The 21,713-nt window shown below is 67.9% G+C and carries 17 protein-coding genes; 9 read left to right on the top strand and 8 right to left on the bottom strand.

All coding sequences use genetic code 11. The features are described from left to right. Positions 1 to 126 precede the first annotated feature (126 nt). From IT361_13000 to IT361_12985, 4 genes are all read left to right on the top strand, one after another. Complete coding sequence (locus IT361_13000) at positions 127 to 849, top strand: phosphatase PAP2 family protein (protein ID MCC6318594.1); 723 nt, start codon at positions 127 to 129, stop codon at positions 847 to 849. 321 nt (positions 850 to 1,170) lie between these two features. After that, positions 1,171 to 3,669, top strand: a complete 2,499-nt coding sequence (locus IT361_12995; GenBank protein MCC6318593.1) for a DPP IV N-terminal domain-containing protein — start codon at positions 1,171 to 1,173, stop codon at positions 3,667 to 3,669. Positions 3,670 to 3,761: 92 nt separating this feature from the next. Further along, a complete protein-coding gene (locus IT361_12990) occupies positions 3,762 to 4,187 on the top strand; it encodes a cupin domain-containing protein (protein ID MCC6318592.1) in 426 nt (141 codons plus the stop codon). A 317-nt stretch (positions 4,188 to 4,504) separates the two neighbouring features. Beyond that, positions 4,505 to 6,295, top strand: a complete 1,791-nt coding sequence (locus IT361_12985) for a hypothetical protein (GenBank protein MCC6318591.1) — start codon at positions 4,505 to 4,507, stop codon at positions 6,293 to 6,295. A 239-nt stretch (positions 6,296 to 6,534) separates the two neighbouring features. Here IT361_12985 and IT361_12980 read toward each other — a convergent pair whose 3' ends face one another. Beyond that, entirely contained in the window at positions 6,535 to 6,756 is a 222-nt protein-coding gene (locus tag IT361_12980) for a hypothetical protein (protein ID MCC6318590.1), read from the bottom strand. Between the two features lie 220 nt (positions 6,757 to 6,976). Here IT361_12980 and IT361_12975 point away from each other — a divergent pair, with 220 nt between their 5' ends. From IT361_12975 to IT361_12955, 5 genes are all read left to right on the top strand, one after another. After that, positions 6,977 to 8,179 (top strand): amidohydrolase family protein, encoded by a 1,203-nt coding sequence (locus IT361_12975; GenBank protein MCC6318589.1) that lies wholly within the window; start codon positions 6,977 to 6,979, stop codon positions 8,177 to 8,179. Positions 8,180 to 8,323: 144 nt separating this feature from the next. Further along, positions 8,324 to 8,791, top strand: a complete 468-nt coding sequence (locus IT361_12970) for a flavin reductase (protein MCC6318588.1) — start codon at positions 8,324 to 8,326, stop codon at positions 8,789 to 8,791. Continuing rightward, positions 8,788 to 10,575 carry a Gfo/Idh/MocA family oxidoreductase gene (locus IT361_12965; protein ID MCC6318587.1) on the top strand — a complete coding sequence of 596 codons (1,788 nt, stop codon included), beginning with the start codon at positions 8,788 to 8,790 and terminating at the stop codon, positions 10,573 to 10,575. Before IT361_12970 ends, IT361_12965 begins: the two co-directional genes overlap by 4 nt. Before the next feature lie 55 nt (positions 10,576 to 10,630). Continuing rightward, positions 10,631 to 11,032, top strand: coding sequence for a hypothetical protein (locus IT361_12960; GenBank protein ID MCC6318586.1), 402 nt, complete (start codon positions 10,631 to 10,633; stop codon positions 11,030 to 11,032). A 5-nt stretch (positions 11,033 to 11,037) separates the two neighbouring features. After that, positions 11,038 to 12,345, top strand: coding sequence for a sigma-70 family RNA polymerase sigma factor (locus IT361_12955; protein ID MCC6318585.1), 1,308 nt, complete (start codon positions 11,038 to 11,040; stop codon positions 12,343 to 12,345). 526 nt (positions 12,346 to 12,871) lie between these two features. Here the strand turns inward: IT361_12955 and IT361_12950 are convergent. Genes IT361_12950 through IT361_12920 form a run of 7 tightly spaced genes read right to left on the bottom strand, consistent with a single transcriptional unit; the run spans position 12,872 to position 21,672 of the window. Then, positions 12,872 to 13,414 carry a DUF1697 domain-containing protein gene (locus IT361_12950; GenBank protein ID MCC6318584.1) on the bottom strand — a complete coding sequence of 181 codons (543 nt, stop codon included), beginning with the start codon at positions 13,412 to 13,414 and terminating at the stop codon, positions 12,872 to 12,874. Between the two features lie 2 nt (positions 13,415 to 13,416). Further along, positions 13,417 to 14,946 carry a bifunctional phosphoribosylaminoimidazolecarboxamide formyltransferase/IMP cyclohydrolase gene (gene purH / locus IT361_12945; protein ID MCC6318583.1) on the bottom strand — a complete coding sequence of 510 codons (1,530 nt, stop codon included), beginning with the start codon at positions 14,944 to 14,946 and terminating at the stop codon, positions 13,417 to 13,419. Between the two features lie 44 nt (positions 14,947 to 14,990). Further along, positions 14,991 to 15,671: a phosphoribosylglycinamide formyltransferase gene (locus IT361_12940; GenBank protein ID MCC6318582.1), complete on the bottom strand. Its 681-nt coding sequence runs from the start codon at positions 15,669 to 15,671 to the stop codon at positions 14,991 to 14,993. Between the two features lie 52 nt (positions 15,672 to 15,723). Then, positions 15,724 to 16,275, bottom strand: coding sequence for an HAD-IIIA family hydrolase (locus tag IT361_12935; protein MCC6318581.1), 552 nt, complete (start codon positions 16,273 to 16,275; stop codon positions 15,724 to 15,726). 2 nt (positions 16,276 to 16,277) lie between these two features. Further along, entirely contained in the window at positions 16,278 to 17,639 is a 1,362-nt protein-coding gene (gene selA / locus IT361_12930; protein MCC6318580.1) for an L-seryl-tRNA(Sec) selenium transferase, read from the bottom strand. Further along, positions 17,636 to 18,910 (bottom strand): Ig-like domain-containing protein, encoded by a 1,275-nt coding sequence (locus tag IT361_12925; protein ID MCC6318579.1) that lies wholly within the window; start codon positions 18,908 to 18,910, stop codon positions 17,636 to 17,638. The genes selA and IT361_12925 overlap by 4 nt, the downstream gene beginning before the upstream one ends. Continuing rightward, positions 18,898 to 21,672 carry a valine--tRNA ligase gene (locus tag IT361_12920; protein ID MCC6318578.1) on the bottom strand — a complete coding sequence of 925 codons (2,775 nt, stop codon included), beginning with the start codon at positions 21,670 to 21,672 and terminating at the stop codon, positions 18,898 to 18,900. Before IT361_12920 ends, IT361_12925 begins: the two co-directional genes overlap by 13 nt. Positions 21,673 to 21,713 lie beyond the last annotated feature (41 nt).

Genomic DNA, 21,713 nt, shown 5'->3' with positions numbered 1-21,713 from the left:
AACTCCGCTGCACTTCGGACCATCCATTCACGTGGCGCGCACCACCGACAAGCATGTCGCGATGGTGGGTCGTGCCAATTGCCCCCGGACGTGGTACTATCGGGTATCCCGCACCGACTCGTGCGCATGAGCTGGGGAACTGCTGTCGTTGCTGCGAGCGTCGTACTGCTGAACATGCCGGTTGCCGCGCAGGACTCGGTGGCGACCGGCCGCGAGTGGCGCCCCCGGTTCGAGGGGACCGTCGTCCTGGGGGCGCTGTTCGGCGCGACGCTCGTGGGTCCGTTCGACAATCGCCTCAAGCACTCGATGCAGTCGCCGCGCCTGCAGAGCGATCGCGCCATGGCGCGCACGGCGGATGTCGCCCGAGTGGTCGGGAGCAGTTACGGCGCGCTCATCCTCTCCGCGGGTGTGTCCGTGGCGGGTTGGGCGACCGACCGGCCCGGGTTGACTGACGCCGGGTGGCACGCGACGGAAGCCATCGCGCTCGGCGGCGTGGTGACGAGCGCGATCAAGTACGTGGTGGGGCGGGCCCGACCCTACGCGATCGTTGCCGACGGTGACGAGTTCGCGCCGTTCCGTGGATACAAGGAGGACTGGTCGTCGATGCCTTCGGGGCACACGACGGTGGCGTTTGCGGCCGCGTCGGCGTTCAGCGCCGAACTTGGGCGGTCGCGTCCCAGGGCGGCACGCATCGTTCGTCCGCTTCTCTATGCCGGGGCCGTGGCCATTGGCGCATCGCGGATGTACGAGGACCGGCATTGGGCAAGTGACGTGATCGTGGGGGCGGGCGTGGGGACCTTCATCGGCCGCCGAGTCGTCGCGCACGCGCACCGCCGGTCGACTCGTTAGGCTCTCGATGCGCGGTCTTGCGGCGCGTCAGGCCCCGGCGCGCAGCGGTAACGACCGGAAGGTCCTGGTCCCGTCGAAACTCGCGAGGATCACCTTCGCCGGCGGGCAGGCGGCGATCGCCGGGGATCGACCAGCTCGGCGACATCGCGAACCGGGGAGGTGCGTCGGGGCGTTGTGCGGCGCTGTCTCGCCCCGAGATCCGCACGAGCGGTGCCATGGGCCACTGGACGGGCGCTGTGCAACGTGGCACATCTGTGCGGTTGCGCCGCCGACCTGCCACGCGGCCACGCCCAACTCCTCCCGGTCCCGAGGTCCTGCACCATGCATCCCACGATTCCCTGCCGCCCGGTGTTCGCCGTGGCGCTTGCCTTGTTTGCGCCGGCGCTGCTCCCGGCCCAGACCGTGCGCGCGCCCGGCGCGCGCGCCAACTGGGAACTGGCGGAGAAGTTCAATGCCGAAACCATGCGCCGCGTCACTTACAGCACCACGGTGCAGGCGCGGTTCATCGGCCGGAGCGACTCGCTGTGGTACAACTGGCGCGATCGCACGGGCAACACGTTCTACCTCGTATATCCGCCCACGCGCGTCAAGCGGCCGCTCTTCGATCACGTGAAGCTCGCGGCCGCACTGGCCACGGCCCACCGTCGGCCGTACGACCCCAATCGCCTGCCGTTTGCGACGGTCTCGTTCACCAGGGACCACCGCAACATCCGATTCACCGTGGACTCCACGCGCTACGAGTGGAGTCTGGCGGGGGAGACGATTCGCAATATCGGACGGCCACCGCGCGGGGACTCGATTCCGCCTGACGAGGAGCGCGAGGAGCGGCAGCAGGGCGGCGGTGGCGGTGGGGGTGGCGGCCCATTCGGCCCCCCGCAAGGCGACTTCCGCAATTGGTCCCCCGACTCGACCGCGTTCGTGTTTGCGAGAGATCACAACCTGTATCTGGTCGAGAAGGGCAGGTCGGATACGGTGAAGATCTCGACGGATGGCGAAAAAAATCGCTCGTTCGGTTTTCGCGACACCACGCAGGTGCAGCAGGACGATTCCACGCAAGGCCAGGGCGGGCGGAACCGCGACCCGCGCGTTCGCGCGAACGTCGTGTGGTCCCCGGACTCGCGCGCGTTTGCCGTGCAGCGCCAGGACCAGCGCAAGGTCAAGGAACTGTATCTCGTGAACGTGCTCGCCGAACCGCGTCCAACGCTCAGTTCATACACCTACGCAATGCCCGGCGAGGAGAACGTGGCCCAGACGGAGCTGTACGCGTTCCGTCGCGGCGAGTCGTCGGTCAGGCCCGTCAACGTTCGCAAGTGGAAGGACCAGCGGCTCCTCAACGTGCATTTCGCCACCGGATCGCAGGCGTTGCGCGTGGTGCGCCGCGATCGCCCGCAGCGTGCGCTCGAGCTCATCGAAGTCGACCTGGCGAGCAACGCGATCAAGGTGCTGATCACCGAGTCCGTGGAGAACGCCAATCTCGAATGGCAGCCGCCCCGGTATGCGAAGGCCGGCGGTGACATTGTCTGGTGGTCGGAGCGCTCCGGTTGGGGCCACTACTACCTGTACGACCACAACGGCGCGTACCGTCGGCCGTTGACCGCGGGCGCGTGGCGCGCCGATCAGATCCCGCAGATCGACTCGACCGCGGGGGTGATCTACGTGAGCGGGGTGGGGCGGGAGCCGGGCGAGAACGTGTACCAGCGCCACCTCTACAAGGTGAATGCTGACGGCTCGGGCTTCAGTCGGCTCGACGAAGGAGACGGAGACCACAGCTTCACGATCTCACCCAGCAAGAAGTTCGTGGTCGACAGCTGGTCGCGCCCTGACCTCCCGCCGACGTCGGTGTTGCGCGACGTCACCGGCCGCGTGGTCATGCCGCTCGAGCAGATGGATCTCTCCCAGCTCACGTCGATGGGATGGAAGCCGCCCACGACGTTCGTGGTGAAAGCCGCCGACGGGGTGACCGACATCTACGGCAACATGTGGAAACCCTTCGACTTCGATTCGACGAAGAAGTATCCGATCATCGCCAGCGTGTATCCCGGCCCGCAGACGGAGCAGGTGAACGTCGCGTTCAACCCGGGTGGCACGCAGCAGCAGTTGGCGCAGCTCGGATTCATCGTGATCCAGATCGGCAACCGGGGAGGGAATCCGCTGCGCTCCAATGCGTATCAGAACTTCTCGTACTTCAACCTCCGCGACTACGCCCTCGCCGACAAGAAGGCAGGCATCGAACAGCTGGCGGCGCGCCACGCGTTCATCGACATCGAGAAGGTCGGGATCTACGGACACTCGGGCGGCGGCTTCCTTACCGGAGCGGCGTTGATGCTTCCGCCGTACAACGAGTTCTTCAAGGTCGGTGTGTCGAGCTCGGGAAACCACGACAACAACATCTACAATCAGAACTGGAGCGAGCAGTATCACGGCCTGAAGGCGGTGGTGGCCGGCTCCGGCGCGGCGCGCGGACGCCGAGCCGCCTCCGGCAGCGGCGTGGGCGGGGCACCCGTCACGCTCGACACCACGATCGTCGATGACAGCGTCCGATACGAGATCAAGGTGCCCACCAACATCGAGCTGGCCCCGAACCTCAAGGGCAGGATCCTGCTCGCCACGGGAGACATGGACAACAACGTGCATCCCGGAGGCACGATCCGGCTCGTGAACGCCCTCATCAAGGCCAACAAACGGTTCGACTTCATGCTGTTGCCCGGCAAGCCGCACGGATACGGGGACTATCAGCCGTACTTCAACCGCGCGATGATGGAGTACTTCGCCGAACACCTGCTGGGCGACTACTACCGCAGTGGTGCGGAGATCCGATAGCGTCTCCCGGGTCCGTTGCGGGCGGACGACGTTGGACATCGAGCGGCGGGGGCGGCATCATCAGGAGTCTTCTCCTCCGGATGCCGCCCCTCATGCGTCGACGTATTCTCCCCGTGCGTTCGGCTGCCGGCCTTGCCCTCGTGGTGGCCGCGGTCGTGACCTCCTTCGCGAAGGCCCAGGGAGCGAAGAGTGCGGTCATCTTCGACCGCGCGCTGCCGGCGATGGATGGTCGGCAGCTCAACGTGAAGGTCGTGGACGTGAGATACGGGCCCGGTGGCGGATCGACGCCCCATCGGCATGGGTGCGCGGTCACGGTCTACGTTGTGAGCGGTGCCATGCGCATGGGCGTCCGTGGCGAGCCGGACTCGGTGTACACCGCGGGGCAGGTCTTCTTCGAGCGCCCCACCGACATCCACCAGGTGGGCGCAAATGCGAGCGCAACGGACTCGGCGCACTTCACTGCGACGTTCGTGTGTGATCGACCGGGTCCGCTGACGACGCCGGTGCCACCCGCCTGATCGCGGGACCTTCGGGCGTGCCCGCGACGCGCCCGACGCGCCCACAGTCGACCTGACGAATCGTCCTCCGTACGCGACAGCAACGACTCCTGCCACGGCTCCGAAAGCGGGACACCGACCAGACCCGTCCGCACCGGCCGTGTGGTCGCGGCCCGCGCCGCCTTGTACCATTTGCGGATATGAGACCAACGCGAACCGGCACTCCTGACCGTGCGTGCTCGGGCCCATGGTCAACGCGTACGCCTGATCATGGCGGGCCGTGGCCCCTGTCCGAGACGCAGCATAGTCGCGGGCGTCGAGCATGGTGGACAAGGCGCGTGATGCATGGCGTGTTCACCGCGTCGGCCCTCGCGTGTGCGCCGAGCGTTCCGGCGGGCGTTGCGCCCGTCCAGGCCGCCTCCTCGCTGGATCCTCGCGTTCCGCTCACGCGGGCCCAGCGCGACTGGGTCGATCGCACGCTGCAATCGCTGACGCTCAGGCAGAAGATCGGCCAGATGGTCGCGGTTTGGGTACTCGGCGACTACACGAGTACCGGCGATTCGACGTTTGCCGAGGTGCGGCGCTGGATCGTGGACGATGGCATCGGACAGGTGAGCATGTCGCTCGGCACGCCGATGGAGGTCGCGACCAAGCTCAACGCCTTCCAGCACCTCGCGCCCGTGCCCTTGCTCGCGTCGGCTGACCTCGAGCCGTCGTTAGGCAGGCTGGAGGGTGGCGTGTTCACGCACTACCTCCTGGATGCCGGCGGCGCGACGGTCTTTCCGACGGCGATGGCCATCGCCGCGACCGGCCGCGATGAAGATGCCCGCGACGTCGGGCGGGCCATTGGTGAGGAAGCCAGAGCTGTCGGCATCCACATCAACTTTGCTCCCACCGTCGACGTCAATAACAATCCCTCCAATCCCGTCATAAACACGCGATCGTTCGGAGAGGATCCGGCGCGTGTCGCGCGCCTCTCAGCCCTGTTTGTGCAAGGGTCGCTGGAAGCCGGGGCCGTGGCCACGGCGAAACACTTCCCGGGGCACGGCGACACCGACGTTGACTCGCACGTCGGGCTCCCCGTGGTGCACGCCGACTGGGCGCGACTCCGCACCGTGGAGTTGGCGCCGTTCCGCGCGTCGATCGCTGCCGGCGTTCCAATGGTGATGTCGGCGCACATCGCGCTCCCGGCCATCATGGATTCGGGCACGCCCGCAACCCTTGCACCACGGGTAATGACCGGTCTTCTGCGGGACTCGCTCGGCTTCCGCGGAGTCGCGATCACGGACGCCATGACCATGGACGGCGTGGGCAAGGGCTATGGAGTCGCCGAAAGCAGCGTACTCGCCGTGCAGGCCGGTGCCGATGTGCTGCTCAAGCCCGGCGACCCGACACGGGCCATCGACGCGGTCCTCTCGGCGGTTGAACGCGGCGTGATCTCGCGGGAGCGCATCGATCAGTCCGTCCGGCGAGTGCTCGAACTCAAAGCGCGAAGCGGCGTGGCGTTCCATCCCCAGGTTCCGCTCGACACGCTGCGCGCGGTGGTTGGCTCCCCGGCCCATCGCGCACTGGCCGCCGACATCGCCCAGCGCGCCATCACGCTGCTTCGGAATCGCGGATCGCTCGTGCCCCTCGCGCCGCGAAGAACCCTCGTGATTCAGTATCTCCCGGAGACGGAGCTGCGCGCGGGACGGGTGTTCTCGTCGGCCATGCGGGCCGCCGACAGCACGGTGCGTGTCGTTCGGATCTCGCCTCAAACGGCCCAATCACAGCTCGACGCCCTTGCACCGGCGATCACCCGCGCCGAACGCATCGTGATCGCCGCCTACGTGCGACGCATCGAGGGCGAAGGGCGGCCCGCCATTCCCACGCCCATCGCCACGTGGCTGGCCAACATCGCACGCGCCGACTCCGCAGTCGGCGGTGCGCGGGTCGCGTTCGTGGCCTTCGGCAACCCCTATCTCATTCGTCAGGTGCCGTCAGCGGCTGCCTACCTGGTGACCTACACGGTAGCAGACGCCAGTGAACGCGCCGCGGCAGCCGCCCTGCTCGGCAGCGCGCCGATCACGGGTGTGGCGCCCGTGTCGTTGCCGGGGTTCTTCACACGCGGGGACGGAATTCGACGTTAGGCGCCGTACGCGGCGCTTCAGATCAGACACATCGTGTGAGGCTGACTTTCACCTCGGCAAGTCTGAGATGCTCCGTGCAGACACCGGACCCTGGCCTGCTCAGCATTTCACATCGCTGAAGTGCTGCGTCCAGCATTCAAGGGAAAGGCGCAACGCGGAGGGCCGCGCGAGCCTCCCGCCGTCAGCCACGATCGTCGCGTCGCCACGCGCCAGTGCCTCCGGCAGCCTGACTCCCCTGGCTAGAAAGGCTCGGCGCGCTCGCGCGCGAGCCGCCAGCGACGGTACTGGAGGGCGCCACGAAGGATGAAGAACGCTGAGAACGCGTAGTCCAGCCCCGCCGTGCCGGTGAGCGGGTCGCGGCCAAGGGCAAGGAGGCGCAGGGCGATCGTCACGCCCAGTACCGCCATGAGCGCACCGATCGCGAGCCCCAGGACCGAGGCAGCCGATGGCGCAGGACTCACCTTCGCGCTCCCAGAAAGTCCAGTGCATTCATGTGTCAACGCCATTGTGAAGGGACCGATGGGAAGCTACCGCGGGTACGGCGTTGAAGGCATACGGCTCGTCCAGCCTCAAGCCCTTGGTCACATGATGGGTCCGTGCCGGCGGTACCGTTGGAGCTTCCGCCGGGCCTGACCACAGACCTGATTTCAGCGATTCGTTTCCTCCTTTCGCGGAGCCTCCATGCGCGCGCACCACCTCGTCCTGCTCGCTTCGATGGTCGCTGTCCCCCGGGTCCCGTTCGCGCAGGTGGGCGGTGGGCAGGGGACACAGATCAAGCCGGGAGAACAGTGCCCGGCCGGGATGACCGAGGTGCGTCCGCGCAACTGCCAGGCCCCCACCATGCCCGCGCCGAGCATCGTGGACTATCGGCCGCGCAACACGCTCAAGGCGCCGGAGCATCCGGTGCCGAAGGCAAAGTTCCCGGCCATCGACTACCACGGACACCCCGGCGGTGCGTACCTGCAGAGCGCCGAGGGACTGGCGCAGCTCGGCCAGGCGCTGGATGGCCTCAACGTGCGAATGATCATCGCCGCGAACAACACGTCGGGCGATCAGCTCAAGCGGCAGATAGACCTGGTGAAGGCGTCGCCCACGATGAAGGATCGCGTACGCATCCTGACCGGCATCGACTTTCGGAACGTGGGGCCGGGCTGGGCGGCGAAGGCGGTCGAGCAGCTCGAGGCTGATGTTGCGGCAGGGGCCGTGGGGATCGGCGAGATCGGCAAGGGTTTTGGCCTCTCGACGCGAAAGGCCGATGGAACACGGCTGCGCATCGACGATCCCGAACTGGATCCCGTGTGGGCCGCGGCCGCACGGCTGCGACTTCCGGTCTTTATTCATACCGCAGACCCGCAGGAGTTCTGGCAGCCCATCGACTACAACAACGAGCGCTGGCTCGAGCTGGCCCTGTTTCCCGGGCGGCGCTATCCGGCGGATCAGTATCCGTCGTTCGAGCAGCTCATGGAGGAGCGCGACAACCTCGTCCGGCGCAACCCGAAGACGACGTTCGTGATCGCGCACCTGGGCTGGCATGCCAACGATCTCGCCCGTCTCGGGCGAATGATGGACGGAAACCCCAACCTGTACTCCGAAGTTGGTGCGGTCCTCTACGACATCGGTCGCCAACCACGGGCGGCGCACGACTTCTTCGTCAGGTTCCAGGACCGCATCCTCTTCGGCAAGGACTCGTTCCAACCGGAAGAGTACCCGTACTACTGGCGCGTCTTCGAGACGCGCGATGACTACTTCGACTACTATCGCGACTACCACGCGTTCTGGAAGCTTTACGGGATCGACCTGCCTGACGAGGTGCTCAAGAAGGTGTACTTCCAGAACGCGTTGCGGATCACAACCCGCCTGCCGCAGGAGGGGTGGCCGCGGTAGTCCGGGCTCAGCGCAGCTTGCGGCCCGGTACCGTGCAGAGGAAGGCGGTGTACTGCATCTGGCGCGAGTGACAACCCGCCGTTAGCCGAGGTTGAAGGCCTGCAATTCGTTGTGCAGATTGCGCCACATGGCCACCCGATCGGCATGAAGTCTCCGTACGTAGAGGGCGCCCTCCTCGATGGCGTTGTTGGACTACTCGTGACGGAGACCGGCGGCGAACGCAACGCCATGACGGTCTCGTGCTTCTCGGAGCTGGCGCACCACCCGACGGCACTGTGGGTTTCCGTCGCCACCACGAGTCGCACGCACGAACTCCTGCTCGTTGGTGGCACCTTCAGCCTGTCACTGCTCGCCGCCGACCAGGGCGACGTCGCGCGCACCTGTGGCACCGTGTCGGGGCGCGAGCTGGACAAGTGCGCCGGCCTCTCCCTCCGCGCGCCCCGGAGCCCGTTCTGGTTCCTCGATGGCGCGTTGACCTGCACGGCGTGCGAGGTCTACGATCGAATTCCCGTGGGGGATCACACGATCTTTCTCGGCACGATCCTCTTTGGCGAGTTCGACAGCCGGCGGAAGTTCCGGCGTCACCTCCTCGTGGCCGATCTGCGCGGATGATGCGCTGGCCCTCGCGTGACATCTGGGACACGCGCACGCAGAACGTGTGCGCGGTGCTCTCCTCGGGGAGTGTGGAGGATGCCGAGGTCTATCTCACGGCGACATTCGCCCACGTCAGCGTCACACCGCCCCGGGTGGCCATCAACCCGAACGCGCTGTATCCGATCGTGGGCAACATCCGCCGCACCGGTCGCTTTGCGGTCAACGTGCTTGGGGCTGCCGATCGCGACCTCGGGCTCCGCCTCATGGGCCTCCGACGCCGCGAACCAACCAAGGCGGCGGTGCTCGACGTCGACCTGGAGGAGCGGCACGGCGTGGCGTGGCTGCCCGCCGCGCTGCGCAGCGTATTCTGCGAGGTGGAATCCATCCATGACGTGGGCGATCACACGCTCATCGTGGGCCGCGTGATCGACGCGGTGCCGAATGCGCGGCGGCGCGGCGAGCGCCCGCTCATGTTCTCGCGGATCTCGGGCACACAGAGCCGGTTTCCGGTGTTGAGTCACACGTTCAGGCGCGTGCTCGCGGAGACGGGGCTCTGGCATCTGCTCAGGAAGGCGCGCTCACGCCTGCGACCGCCGCCACCCCCCGACATTGCCAGGCGCACGTTCGACGAGGGCGGAGTCACGCTCGAACAGGCCGCTCGCGTGCTCGCGCACGGTGCTTCAGACACCGGACGCGCCATCGCGCCGAGCCGTGCGCCCGCGGTGCTGCGGCGCGAGATGCATATCTGCGTGGTGGGGCTGGGGTGGGGCACCTTCCACCTCCGGTTGCTGCGTGAGGCCAACCCGTCGGCGCGCCTCTATCTCTGCGGCCGCGATGCCGACCGGACGGCGCGCCTGGCTGCCAAACTGGGGCTTGCGGGCCACTTCACCGGCCTCGACGCCGCGCTCGCCGACCCGCGCATCCAGGGTCTCACGCTCGCCATCCCCCATGATCTCCATGCCTCCGCGGCGCAGCGCGCGGCCGTAGCAGGGAAACACGCCCTCGTGGAAAAGCCGATCGCCACGTCGCTGGCCGATGCCGACGCGATGATCGATGCCGCCCGACGCGCGGGAACCATCCTGATGTGCGCCGAAGACATGCATTTTCGGCCCGGCATCGCGGAGGCGGTCAGGCGCATCCGGCAGGGGGACATTGGCGAGCCGCTCTACCTGCTGGCCCACGCGGGCGGGTACCGCCGAAGCACAGGCTGGGCGGCCCAACGTGAGCGAATGGGTGGTGGCGTTCTCATGGACATCGGCGTGCACTATGTGCATGCCCTTCGGCTGCTCATGGGTGAGCCGGACGCGGTCCGTGCCTCGCGTGCGATGCAGATCGATGTGCGCATGGAAGCGGAGGACAGCGCACAGGTCACGTTCGCCAGCCGATTGGGATGGGAGGCGCACCTGCTCACGAGCTGGGCCACGAGTCGCGGCCACCTGCCGGACCTTGTCGTGCTCGGCGATCGCGGCACGATCCACCTTTGGCCGAACGATCCTTGCGTCGATTGGTTTCCGGCCGCGATGCGTCCGCTCACGCGCCTGCTTTCGTACGTGCGACCCTACGCGCTGCGCGATCGCCTGATGAAGCCTGAGCACCAACGCGTCCGTACGCGCCTGCGCGGGCCGATCCGTACCGGCTATCAGGGCGAGATGCGGGAGTTCCTGAGCGCGATCGTCGAGGAGCGCGCGCCATCGCTTCCCGCCTCGGCGACCCGTCGCGACCTCGAGATCGTCCTGTGTGCCTACGAAGCGCTCGCGGCCTCGCCGGCAACGATCACGATTCCACCGCTGCCGCGTTCGTAGCCGCGAACACCAGAATCCCAGGCAGCTTCACCATCACTGATCACCGAGTGTCGACATGAAGTTCATGATGATGATGCACGCGCCTGGCCGCGCGAACGCCGACCACCAGATTTCCAGCTGGTCGCCTGACGATATCACGGCGCACATTGCGTTCATGCACCGGTACAACAAGGACCTCGTCGAGCAGGGTGAGTTTGTCGCGGCCGAGGGACTGGCGTCTCCCGGTGAGGCGCGCATCGTGCGCGCGGGCAGCAACGGGCTCCCTGTCGTCTCGGATGGACCGTTCCCGGAGTCCAAGGAGTTCCTCGCGGGCTACTGGATCGTGGATGTGGATCGCGTGGAGCGCGCGTGGGAGCTGGCGGCAAAGGCGTCGGCCGCGCCGGGAAAGGGCGGACAGCCGCTGAACATGGCGATCGAGGTGCGACAGGTCATGAGCGCGCCGCGTACCGAGGGGTGAGCGCCTTGCACGCGGGTGCCGATGTGACGCACCTGCTTCGCGATCTCACGCCTCAGATTCTCGGCGTGCTCGTGCGCCGTCATGGGGACTTCGCGGCGGCCGAAGATGCGGTGCAGGAGGCGCTGATTGCCGCCTCGTCGCAGTGGCCGGCCGACGGTGTCCCGGAGAACCCGCGCGGCTGGCTCTATCAGGTGGCGTCTCGGCGACTGAGCGATCACTGGCGGAGCGAGGCGGCACGCCGCCGGCGCGAGGAGGCCGCGGCGACACAGGAGGCGATCGACGCGCCGTTCGCGCCGGCCCCGGACGAGCCGGCGGTGCAGGACGATGATTCACCGGGGCTGCTGTTCATGTGTTGTCATCCGTCCCTCACGCCCCCGTCGGCGATCGCACTGACGCTCCGCGCGGTGGGCGGACTCACGACCGCGGAAATCGCCAGGGCATTCCTTGTCCCCGAATCGACGATGGCACAGCGCATCAGCCGCGCCAAACAGTCGATCCGTGCATCCGGTGTGCCGTTTGCGCCGCCGTCCGGTGCTGAGCGGACACTGCGGGTTGCGGCCGTGCTGCAGGTGCTCTACCTGACCTTCAATGAGGGGTACACCAGCACCGCCGGGGATGTGTTGCAGCGGACCGACTTGTCGAGCGAAGCGATTCGTCTGGGTCGTGGTCTGCACGCCGCGCTGCCTGACGACGCGGAGGTCTCGGGCCTGCTGGCGCTGATGCTCCTCACCGACGCGCGCCGCGAAGCACGCACGGATGCGCAGGGATCGCTCATCCCGCTCGACGAGCAGGATCGGTCGCGTTGGAACCGCGGCCTCATCGACGAGGGGGTGGCCCTGGTCTCCGCGGCGCTGTCGCGAGGCCGGGTGGGTCCGTACCAGGTGCAGGCGGCCATCGCGGCGTTGCACGACGAGGCCCACGATTTCGCGGCGACCGATTGGGCACAGATCCTCGCGCTGTACGAACTGCTGTGCCGGCTCTCCGACAACCCCGTCGTCGTGCTCAACCAGGCCGTGGCTGTGGCCATGGTGCATGGCGCCGCGGCCGGCCTGGAACACTTGCGGCCTCTGGACGGCGACCCTCGAATCAGCAGCCACTACCGTCTGGATGCAGTTCGCGGGCACCTCTGCGAGATGCTGGGAGACCTTCAGGCGGCGATGCGCCACTACCGAGCCGCCGCGGAACGCACGACCAGTCGACCCGAACGCGACTATCTCCTTGTGAAGGCGGCACGGCTTAACCTGGACGGTGGTGCGGAAGCACTCGAACGTTCGGCGACCGATCCCCACCTTTCGACGCCCGCACGTGCGTGACATCGCGCGATGTACGCGTCGAAGGTGTCGGGATCCGAGTGCGAGGGCTCCAGATGCCATACACGCGCAAACCTCCACAGGTGCGGCGTGCCGTCGTACCACTGGTGCGTTCCCGGTGTCCCACGATACGTGGACTCGTTGCCCACCGGCTCCCACGTCTCGCCGCCGTCGTTCGAGCGTTGGAAGAGCTGCCCGAACCACCCGCTCGACTGCGACGCATACACGCGTTTCGGCTCTGCCGGTGAGCCATTGAGGTGGTACATCTCCCATCCGGCGATGTGCGGGCCGCTCACCTGCCGGTCCCGACGAGGACCGTCGGCGGCCAGGACGAAAGCACCTTTTCGCGTGCCAACGAGCACACGGACTCCGGTCATGACGGCGGCCTCGCCGTGAATGAGCGAACAAACGTCCTCTCAATGAGCGCCCCGCGCTACCCGCTTGAGATGAGCTGTGAGGGTGCGCGACCAAGGCGGATCCGTCCGGGAATTCTCGGCGCCCTCAGCCGTGCGCTGCCGAAGCGTGGGGATCAGTCCCGGCTGGGGTACTTCGCCGCCAGCCGCTGGAGCATCGACATCGTGCGGAACGTGACATTCACCCCGAACGCCTTCTCGAACTTCACCTTGAAGAAGGGCGACTCGCTCATGCGCGTGCGGCTCATCCAGTAGAACTCGCGACCGATCGTGGCGAAGCGGTCGAGGTCCGTGTCATAGGACTTCATCCGCGCGATCGCGTCCTTGCCGAGGGTGGCGGCGAGGAACCCGACGTTGAGGGCGACGGCATCACGCATGTCCTGCGCTGGGAAGGGCGTGGCCGCACACACCGCGGCGAGTGCTTCCCGCGTACGCATGAACGTAGGCACGCCATAGCCGAGGGCGGCCTCCAGCGCAGCGCTGACCTTCTGTTCGATATCGGCTTCCCGCGGTGCGCGTGCCGTGAAGATCACGTTGCCGCTGGCCAGGAACGTCTGGGCGTCGGCGTAGCCCATGTCCACGAACAGTGATCGCAAGCGGTCCATGGTCACCACATGGGTGCCGACATTGATTGCCCGGAGGAAGGCAACGCAGCGCATCGTTAGTGGCGAAAGAGGCGCTGCCCGGTGAACGCCATCGCGATCCCCTTTTCATCAGCGGCGGCGATGACCTCCGCGTCGCGCACCGAGCCGCCGGGCTGCACGATGGCGGTGATTCCGGCATCTGCCACCCCGTCGATCGAATCCCGGAAGGGAAAGAAGGCGTCGGATCCGAGGGCAGCGCCGGCGGTGTCGTGACCGACGGTCTTCGCCTTGTGGACGGCAAGGAACGCCGCGTCCACGCGCGACATCTGACCGGCGCCGATCCCGATGGTGGCGCCGTCCCGGGCCAGCACGATCGCGTTGGACTTCACGCTGCTTACCGCTCGCCAGGCAAAGAGCAGATCGGCGTGCTCCCTGGCGGTCGGCTGTCGACGTGTGACGACCTTCCATGTCGCATCGCCGAGGGCCGTGGGCGAACGTTCCTGCACCAGCACGCCTCCGCGCACGCGCTTGAGGTCGAGCATGCCGGACGACCATCGGGCGCGTCCCTCGAGCACACGCAGGTTCTTCTTGCGCCCAAGAATCTCGACCGCCTCCTCGCTGAAGGACGGGGCCACGATGCATTCCACGAACAACGACGAGATAGCCTCGGCGGTATCGCCGTCCACAGGCACCGTGAACGAAATGACCGAGCCGAACGCCGAGACCGGGTCGCAGGCGAGCGCCTTGTGGTACGCGTCGAGCGCCGTGCTCGCGACGCCGATGCCGCAGGGCGTCGTATGCTTGATGATCGCGCACGCGGCCAGGTCGCTGAATGGATCGGTGGCGAGGAGCGCGCCTTCGAGATCGAGCAGGTTGTTGAACGAGAGTTCCTTGCCGCCGCGCTGGACGAGGGCGTCGAGACCTTCGCCCGGACGCTCGACGTAGAACGCCGCATCCTGCCCCGGATTTTCACCGTAGCGCAGCGACGTGCCGAGGCTGAGCGGCACCGTGATGTTGGCCGGAAAACGCTCCTGACGCGACGCGGCGAACCACGATGCAATGGCGGCATCGTAGGCCGCGGTGTGCGCAAATACCTTCTCGGCCAGCAGGCGACGCAGATCGAGGTCGGCGTCGCCTGCCGTGATTGACGCCAGGACGCGCGCATAGTCCGAGGGATCGACCACGACCCACACCGCGTCGTGGTTCTTGGCCGCGCTGCGCAGCATCGACGGACCGCCGATGTCGATCTGTTCGATGACCTCTTCGGCGTGAACGCCCGGTTTCGCCGCGGTCTCACGAAAGGGGTAGAGGTTCACCACCACCATGTCGATCGGCGCTATACCGTGCGCGGAGAGCGCCTCCATATGGGCTGGCAGATCGCGACGGGCGAGCAAACCACCGTGTACGGCCGGGTGCAGCGTCTTGACACGGCCATCGAGCATTTCGGGAAACCCCGTGACGTCGGCGACGTCACGCACCGCGAGCCCGGCATCGCGCAGTGCGCGCGCGGTACCACCGGTGGAAAGCAATTCCCAGCCCAATGATGCGAGTCGGGTCGCAAACTCCACCAGGCCGGACTTGTCGGAAACGGAGAGCAGGGCGCGCAAGGGGGCGAAGGGGAATGAGTGGGAAGCGGCGCGGATCCGAAGGCTTACCAGGGCGCGGCGTCCGCGGCGCCGCTGGCGTCGCTCGCCGCGAAATGGGCAAACAGCATTGGCGTGCGGAGCCCGGTCACGCGGCCGCTCGCGTCCAGCGTGATGCGTCCGGCCGCGACGGCGGCAACGACGGGCGGGAACAGCTGGTGCTCCACTTCAAGCACGCGCACGGCGACCGTGGCCGCCGTGTCACCGGGAAAGACGGGTACGGGCCACTGCGCGATCACGGCGCCATGGTCGTACTGGTCGTCCACGAAGTGGACCGTGGCGCCAGTGACGCGGACGCCGCATGCGACGACGGCCTCGTGGACGCGGTGGCCATACATGCCCTTGCCACCAAACGCCGGCAGCAGGGCCGGGTGCACGTTCAGCATGCGACCGTGCCAGGCGGTCGTTACGTCGGCCGGGACCTGACGGAGGTAGCCGGCGAGGGCGACATGGGTGATCGCATGTGCTTCCAGCAGGTCGCGTAATCCCGCGGTGCGAGCGGCCTCGTTGAGCGCGATGGCTGTGGCTCCCGCACGCCGGCCACGTTCGAGCGCCAGCGCGTTCGGCCGGTCCGAGGCCACGAGCACGACGCGGCCCGGCGCCCGATCGGCAAGCGCCGCGAAGTGGTCGAGGATGGCCTGGAGGTTCGATCCGCCCCCGGACGCGAGGACGGCGATGCGTGCAGTCATGGCCTGCGCATTGTAGCCGTCCCTGTCGGGAGGTGACAGGGCACGCGGGGAGTCACGAGCGATCCAGCCAGTCCAGGTAGCGCTGCGCCGCCTCTTCCAGCGAGTCGGCGATGTCGGCGTGTCCGCGGGCCCAGATCACATCGGCCTCCGGCGTGTCGGGCGCCGGCACCAGCACACCGTAGCCACCCAGGGTCAGCGAGGGCTCCACGTCGCGGCGGCGGTCGCCCACGTAGAGCGAGCGATCCATCGCCAGGTCGAGTGCCTTGGCGGCATCGCGGTACATGCCGGTGAGCGGCTTGCGACACTCGCACGGGCCGCTGATCGAGGGATAGTGCGGACAATGCCACGAACCGGCGATCGGTGCGCCCTCGAGCGCAAACAGCGACTCGACGCGCCGGCGGACGGCGTCATACTGTGCGGCGGTGATGAGGCGCTGCGCGATGCCGCTCTGGTTGGTGACGATGACGAGGACCACGCCGCGCGCGTGGAGGCGGCGGAGCGCCTCCGCGGCGCCGGGCATCGCATGCACACGCGAGGCGTCGGCGAGGTAGTGGGCGTCGGCGATGATCGTGCCATCGCGATCGAGAAACGCGGCCGGCCGCATGCCTAACGCTGAGCGGTCACGATCGCACCGGTGGCCAGGGCGTCTTCGTCCGGGCCCAGCGAGCGCAGATCAATGAGCAATCGGCCATCGGCAATGCGCCCCACGAGCGGGAGCGGCGCGCGGCGCAGGCGATCATCCAGCGCGTCGGCGCCACCGGCGAGCGCGACCGCACTCGACGCGATTCGGGCGGTCGGAAACGCACCGCCTCCCACCGTGGCTTCGCTGTCCACGACGGCGGCCGGCAGCCCGGCGTCCCGCAGCTCACTCGCCATCGTCATCGCCCGGGCCCGGATCGACGCGACGGGCGCAGTGAGCATGGTCAGCACGGGGATCGCCTCGTGAACGGTCGACGGCTCCCGATACGGCCGTAGCGTTGCCTCCAGGGCAGCCAGGCGCAGTTTGTCCACGCGGAGCGCACGCGCGAGAGGATGGCGACGGCAGCGGCTCACGAGATCCGCCCGGCCGAGCACGATCCCGACCTGCGGGCCGCCGAGCAGCTTGTCGCCGCTCATGACCACGAGGTCGGCGCCGTCGCGGATCGCGTCGCGCGCCTGTGGCTCGCCGCCCAGCCCAAAGGCGGACAGGTCGGCCATCAATCCGGAGCCAAAGTCGTGCAGCAGCGGCACGCCGGCCTCGCGGGCGACCGGCGCGAGATCGCGCAGTGTCGCGTCGGCCACGTACCCCTGCTGCGCAAAGTTTGAGCGATGCACCTTGACGATCACGCCCGTCTCGCCGCCAATGGCGCGCCGGTAGTCGTCGAGGTGCGTGCGGTTGGTCGTCCCCACCTCGCGCAGTCTGGCTCCGCTCTCGGCCATGATGTCGGGGACGCGGAAGCTGCCCCCGATCTCGATGAGTTCTCCGCGCGAGATGATGGCCTCGCGGCCCGCAGCGATGGTGCGGAGCGCGAGGACCAGCGCCGCCGCGCAGTTGTTCGTTACCAGCGCATCCTCTGCTCCGGTCAGCTCGCGCAGCAGCTGCACCGCATGCACGTCGCGGGATCCTCGCGAACCGGACGCGAGGTCGTACTCCAGGTTGGACGCGCCGGCCGCGGTGGCGCTGATGGCCTCGATCGCGGCCCGCGACAGCGGCGCGCGTCCGAGGTTGGTGTGCAGCACGACGCCCGTGCCGTTGAGCACGCGTCGGAGCGACGGGCGCTCGCCACGCTCCAGCGCCTCGGCCACGCGCTCACTCCATTCATGCTCCGTGCGTGGAGGCGTCACGGCGCCGCGCCGCACGTCGTCGATCACACCTCGGATCGCCGCGGTCACGGCCGAGCGTGGCGCGCGAGTGAGCAGCGGTCGCACGTCGGGATGCCCGAGGAGCGTCCCAACCGCCGGAAGGTCGCGGCGTGAGGGCTCGGTCACGCGCGGCCTCGCCCCGGGGCGCCCGTCGTGTCACGGCGCGCCCTGGTCGTATCGACGGGGGCAGCGCGCGGCGTCACTTGCTGACGCTCGGTGCTGCGGCTGCGACCCACAATGGACCGCATGCCCTCGGCGCGCACCCGGAAGGCGGTGTTCGGTGGCATCGGCGCTTCAAGCGTGACGATTACCTCGTTGTCCGGAATGCGCACGCTGGGCTTTGGGGGCGGCGTCGTGTCGGGTACGGGGAGGCCGCGCGCTCTCGCCGCGGCCGCCGCGCGCGCAGCAGCGGCACGGGCCGCCGCGGCGGCCGCCGCCTGTTGGCGCACGCGCGCCGAGTCGACGCGCCGCGACGTATCGTTGGCCGCGCGAATCGAATCCTGCACGGCTTTGGACCGGGCGGAGTCGTCCTGCTGCCGCTTGTACGCCCGTCCGCCGATGGCCGAGCGGATCGGGACGACGCTCGAGTCGCGCAGCTTGATCGTGAAGAGGGAGGGCGTCACCACGAGCGCCGTGTCCAGTGCGCGATCGAATCGCAGCCGCAATTGCAGCGAATCCACGATCTCGACACGCTCGAGCGCCGGGCCGATCGTGTCGCGAAGGATGGCATGCAGCGGGCGGACGAGCGAATCGCTGAGCGTGACCGACATCGTGTCGAACGGCTCGCGCGGATCGAGGTCGCGGTTGCGGTTCTGGTCGATGATGCCCCGCAGGACGTAGGTGCCCGGTGCGAGGTTGTGCAGTTCGTAGTGGCCAAGCGAATCGGCCACCGCGAGGTAGCGTGAGGAGTCAGGCAGCACGATCGCCTCGACCGTCGCGCCGCGCGCCGGCCGCTCCTCCATCCAGTCGAAGACGCGCCCGGAAATGACCCCGGTTGCCAGGGCAGGTCCGGTGGAGAACACGAACGTCATGCCTGACGAGTCCACGTTGCCGTCGAGGTCCGTGAGCCCCGGCAACATGGTGACGCGATACGTGGTGTTTGGCTTGAAGCCACCTCGCGGTCGAACTTCGACGCGGTTCCGATGCCACTCGATCTGGTTGCGGCCGCGGCTCGGCGAGATCAGGAACAACTCGGCAAGGGACGGTGCACCCTGTGGCCGTTCGCTGATGACCTCATCGAAGGCGATGTCGAGGCCACCCGGCCGTACGTTGACCGCATTGCTGTCGGGTCGGATACGCAGGATCGCCGGCGGATCTTCGTCTACGGGGCCACCGGGCGGCGTGCCCGGCGAGGCACACGCCGCCAGGCACCACGCGGCGAGGATCAGGCCCCGCACAGCGAGGCGATCCGGGCGGCCAGCTGTTCGCGGCGCGCCGTCCATTCGCGTTCGCGGACGCGTTCGCCTTCCACCACTTCCGGCTTGGCCCGCGAAACGAAGTTCTCGTTTGCCAGCCGCGACCGAAGTCCCGCCAGTTGCTTGTCGAGGTTCTCCACTTCGGCGCTGAGTCGCGCGCATTCCTTCTCCACATCGATCATGCCGGCGAGCGGCAGGACGATCTCCGTCCCGTCAGTGAGCACCTGGTGAGCGGCCGCGCCATCCGGCGTGGTATCGACCAGCGACAGGGCGCAGCGGGACAGGCGCTCGATGGTGCCGAGTTCGGCCGCGAGCACGGCGCGCGCGGCAGCGCTCGAGGGTCGGACAGCGCCGGCGATGCTCTTGCCGGGCGTGATGCTGTAATCGGATCGAACCTGCCGGATCGCACTGACGGCCTGTCGGATCACGTCGAAGGCAGCGGAGTCGCCAGGCACCGGGCGCGGCATGGGCCACGCGGACGTGGCGACGAACGCGTCCACCGCGCGACCAGGGATTGGGAGTCGCTGCCAGAGCGCCTCGGTCACGAAGGGGACGATGGGGTGCAGGAGCCTGAGCGCGGCGTCGAAGCAGTATACGAGCACCGCGCGCGCGACCTCGCGGTCATCGCCCGGCGTGCCGAGACGCGCCTTCACCGCCTCGAGGTACCAGTCGGCGAGTTCGCTCCACACAAAGCCACGGGCCGCCTCCGTGTATTCGTTCAGACGGAGTCCGGCGTAGCGTTCGCCTTCCGTCCACGCATGTCCGTCCGGGCGCGCGGGCCCCAACGCGTTGTTGCAGGCGGCTATCGCGGCGTCCAGCCGGCCGAGGATCCAGGTATCGGCGCTCGTCAGGTGCTCGGCGCCGATGTCATCGATCGTGTCCACCGCCGACGTGCCCACGTTCGTCAGCAGGAACCGCCCGATGTTCCATAGCTTGGTGACGAAGTTCCGGCCGGGCGCAAACGAGCGGTCGAGGTCGCGCGGGTCGAGGATCGTGTCCGCGCCAAGCCCCATGCCGGCAATGACCGTGTAGCGCAGCGCGTCGGCCCCGAACTGCGAGACCACGTCCAGCGGATCGATGCCGTTGCCCAGCGACTTCGACATCTTGACGTGATTCGTGTCGCGCACGGTGCCATGCAGGTACACTGTGTGGAACGGCGCCTCGCCCATGAAGGCGTACCCCGTCATGATCATCCGCGCCACCCAGAAGAACAGGATCTCCGGCGCCGTCACCAGCAGGTCCGTGGGGTAGAACGCCTTGAGGTCCGCGGTGTCGTCCGGCCAGCCTAACGTGGAGAAAGGCCAGAGGCCTGACGAGAACCAGGTGTCGAGCACGTCCTCGTCCTGCCGCACCGGACCCGAGCACGACGGGCACGTCGTCACGTCGACCTGGCTGGCCGTGACCTTGCCGCACGCATCACAGTACCACACCGGGATGCGATGCCCCCACCACAGCTGGCGGGAGATGTTCCAGTCGCGAATGCCCTCGAGCCAGTTCACGTAGACCGCTTCCCATCGCTCGGGCAGGATGCGGACGCTCCGCTCGCGCACCGCGCGCAACGCCGGTTCGGCGAGGGGCTTCATGCGCACGAACCACTGCTCCGAGAGACGCGGCTCGACGACCGTGTCGCAGCGGTAGCACTGACGGATGGAGTGCTGGTGCGGTTCGACCTTCACGAGATGTCCGAGCGCCTCGAGGCGCCGCACGATCTCGGCGCGCGCGTCCATGCGATCCAGGCCGGCGAGATCGGCCGGCACGCGACCCGCCGCGTCCTGCATCTCCTGCATGATCCCGGTCGGCGCCATCACGATCGGCATCGGCAGGCCGTGGCGCTGGCCGACCTCGAAGTCGTTGGCGTCGTGCGCCGGCGTGATCTTCACCGCCCCGGAGCCGAAGGCCGGGTCCGTGTAGGTGTCGGCGATCACCGGGATCTCGATGTTCGAGATCGGCAATCGCACGGTGCGCCCGATGAGGTCGCGGTAACGCTCATCGTCCGGGTGCACGGCCACGGCCACGTCGCCCAGCATCGTTTCAGGACGGGTGGTCGCCACCGTGATCGAGCGCGGCGCCTCCGTCGCGTTGGCGGGCGTCAGCGGGTAGCGCACATGGTAGAGCTTTCCGGTGGTCTCGTGATGCTCGGCTTCCTCGTCGGAGAGCGACGTGAGGCAGCGAGGGCACCAGTGGATGACGCGATGTCCGCGATAGATCAGCCCCTTCTCATAGAGGCGCACGAACGCCTCACGCACGGCACGCGAGAGCTGCGGCGAGAGCGTGTACGCGGTGCGGGACCAGTCGGCCGAGGCGCCGATCGCACGCAGCTGCTGGAGAATCGTCCCCCCGGTCTCCTCGACAAAGCTGGTCGTGCGCGCGATGAAGGCCTCGCGCCCGATGTCGAAGCGGGTCTTGCCCTCCTTCGCCAGAAGTTTTTCCACGACGTTCTGTGTCGCGATGCCCGCATGGTCCGTTCCCGGGATCCACAGCGCTTCGTCGCCACACATGCGACGCCACCGGATCACCACGTCCTGGACCGTGTTGTTCAGCCCGTGCCCCATGTGCAGGACGGCCGTCACGTTGGGCGGAGGGATCACAATCACGTAGGGCGGGCGCTCGCCGCCGTTCCGCTGGGAGCGGTCGGCCGACGCCCGAAAGACGCCGGCGTCCTCCCAGCGGCCGTACAGTTCGGGTTCAACCTCGCCGGGGTCGAATTGAGCGGGCAGTTCCTGAATGTCGCGGGTGCTCTCCATCGGGAAGAATCTAGACGGTCGGGAAGGGGACGGACGAGGGA

It is taken from the genome of Gemmatimonadaceae bacterium (assembly GCA_020846935.1).
In the GTDB taxonomy this organism is placed as follows: Bacteria; Gemmatimonadota; Gemmatimonadetes; order Gemmatimonadales; family Gemmatimonadaceae; genus RBC101.
This window is presented reverse-complemented; position numbering and strand designations above follow the sequence as displayed.

What these genes read in the sequence shown, in the direction of transcription:
- IT361_12970 (MCC6318588.1), top strand. Translation starts at nt 8,324, where the DNA reads ATGAAGTCTCCGTACGTAGAGGGCGCCCTCCTCGATGGCGTTGTTGGA.
- IT361_12950 (MCC6318584.1), bottom strand. Translation starts at nt 13,414, where the DNA reads ATGCGCTGCGTTGCCTTCCTCCGGGCAATCAATGTCGGCACCCATGTG.
- IT361_12960 (MCC6318586.1), top strand. Translation starts at nt 10,631, where the DNA reads ATGAAGTTCATGATGATGATGCACGCGCCTGGCCGCGCGAACGCCGAC.
- IT361_12940 (MCC6318582.1), bottom strand. Translation starts at nt 15,671, where the DNA reads ATGACTGCACGCATCGCCGTCCTCGCGTCCGGGGGCGGATCGAACCTC.
- IT361_12920 (MCC6318578.1), bottom strand. Translation starts at nt 21,672, where the DNA reads ATGGAGAGCACCCGCGACATTCAGGAACTGCCCGCTCAATTCGACCCC.
- IT361_12995 (MCC6318593.1), top strand. Translation starts at nt 1,171, where the DNA reads ATGCATCCCACGATTCCCTGCCGCCCGGTGTTCGCCGTGGCGCTTGCC.
- IT361_12965 (MCC6318587.1), top strand. Translation starts at nt 8,788, where the DNA reads ATGATGCGCTGGCCCTCGCGTGACATCTGGGACACGCGCACGCAGAAC.
- IT361_12935 (MCC6318581.1), bottom strand. Translation starts at nt 16,275, where the DNA reads ATGCGGCCGGCCGCGTTTCTCGATCGCGATGGCACGATCATCGCCGAC.
- IT361_12975 (MCC6318589.1), top strand. Translation starts at nt 6,977, where the DNA reads ATGCGCGCGCACCACCTCGTCCTGCTCGCTTCGATGGTCGCTGTCCCC.
- IT361_12990 (MCC6318592.1), top strand. Translation starts at nt 3,762, where the DNA reads ATGCGTCGACGTATTCTCCCCGTGCGTTCGGCTGCCGGCCTTGCCCTC.
- IT361_13000 (MCC6318594.1), top strand. Translation starts at nt 127, where the DNA reads ATGAGCTGGGGAACTGCTGTCGTTGCTGCGAGCGTCGTACTGCTGAAC.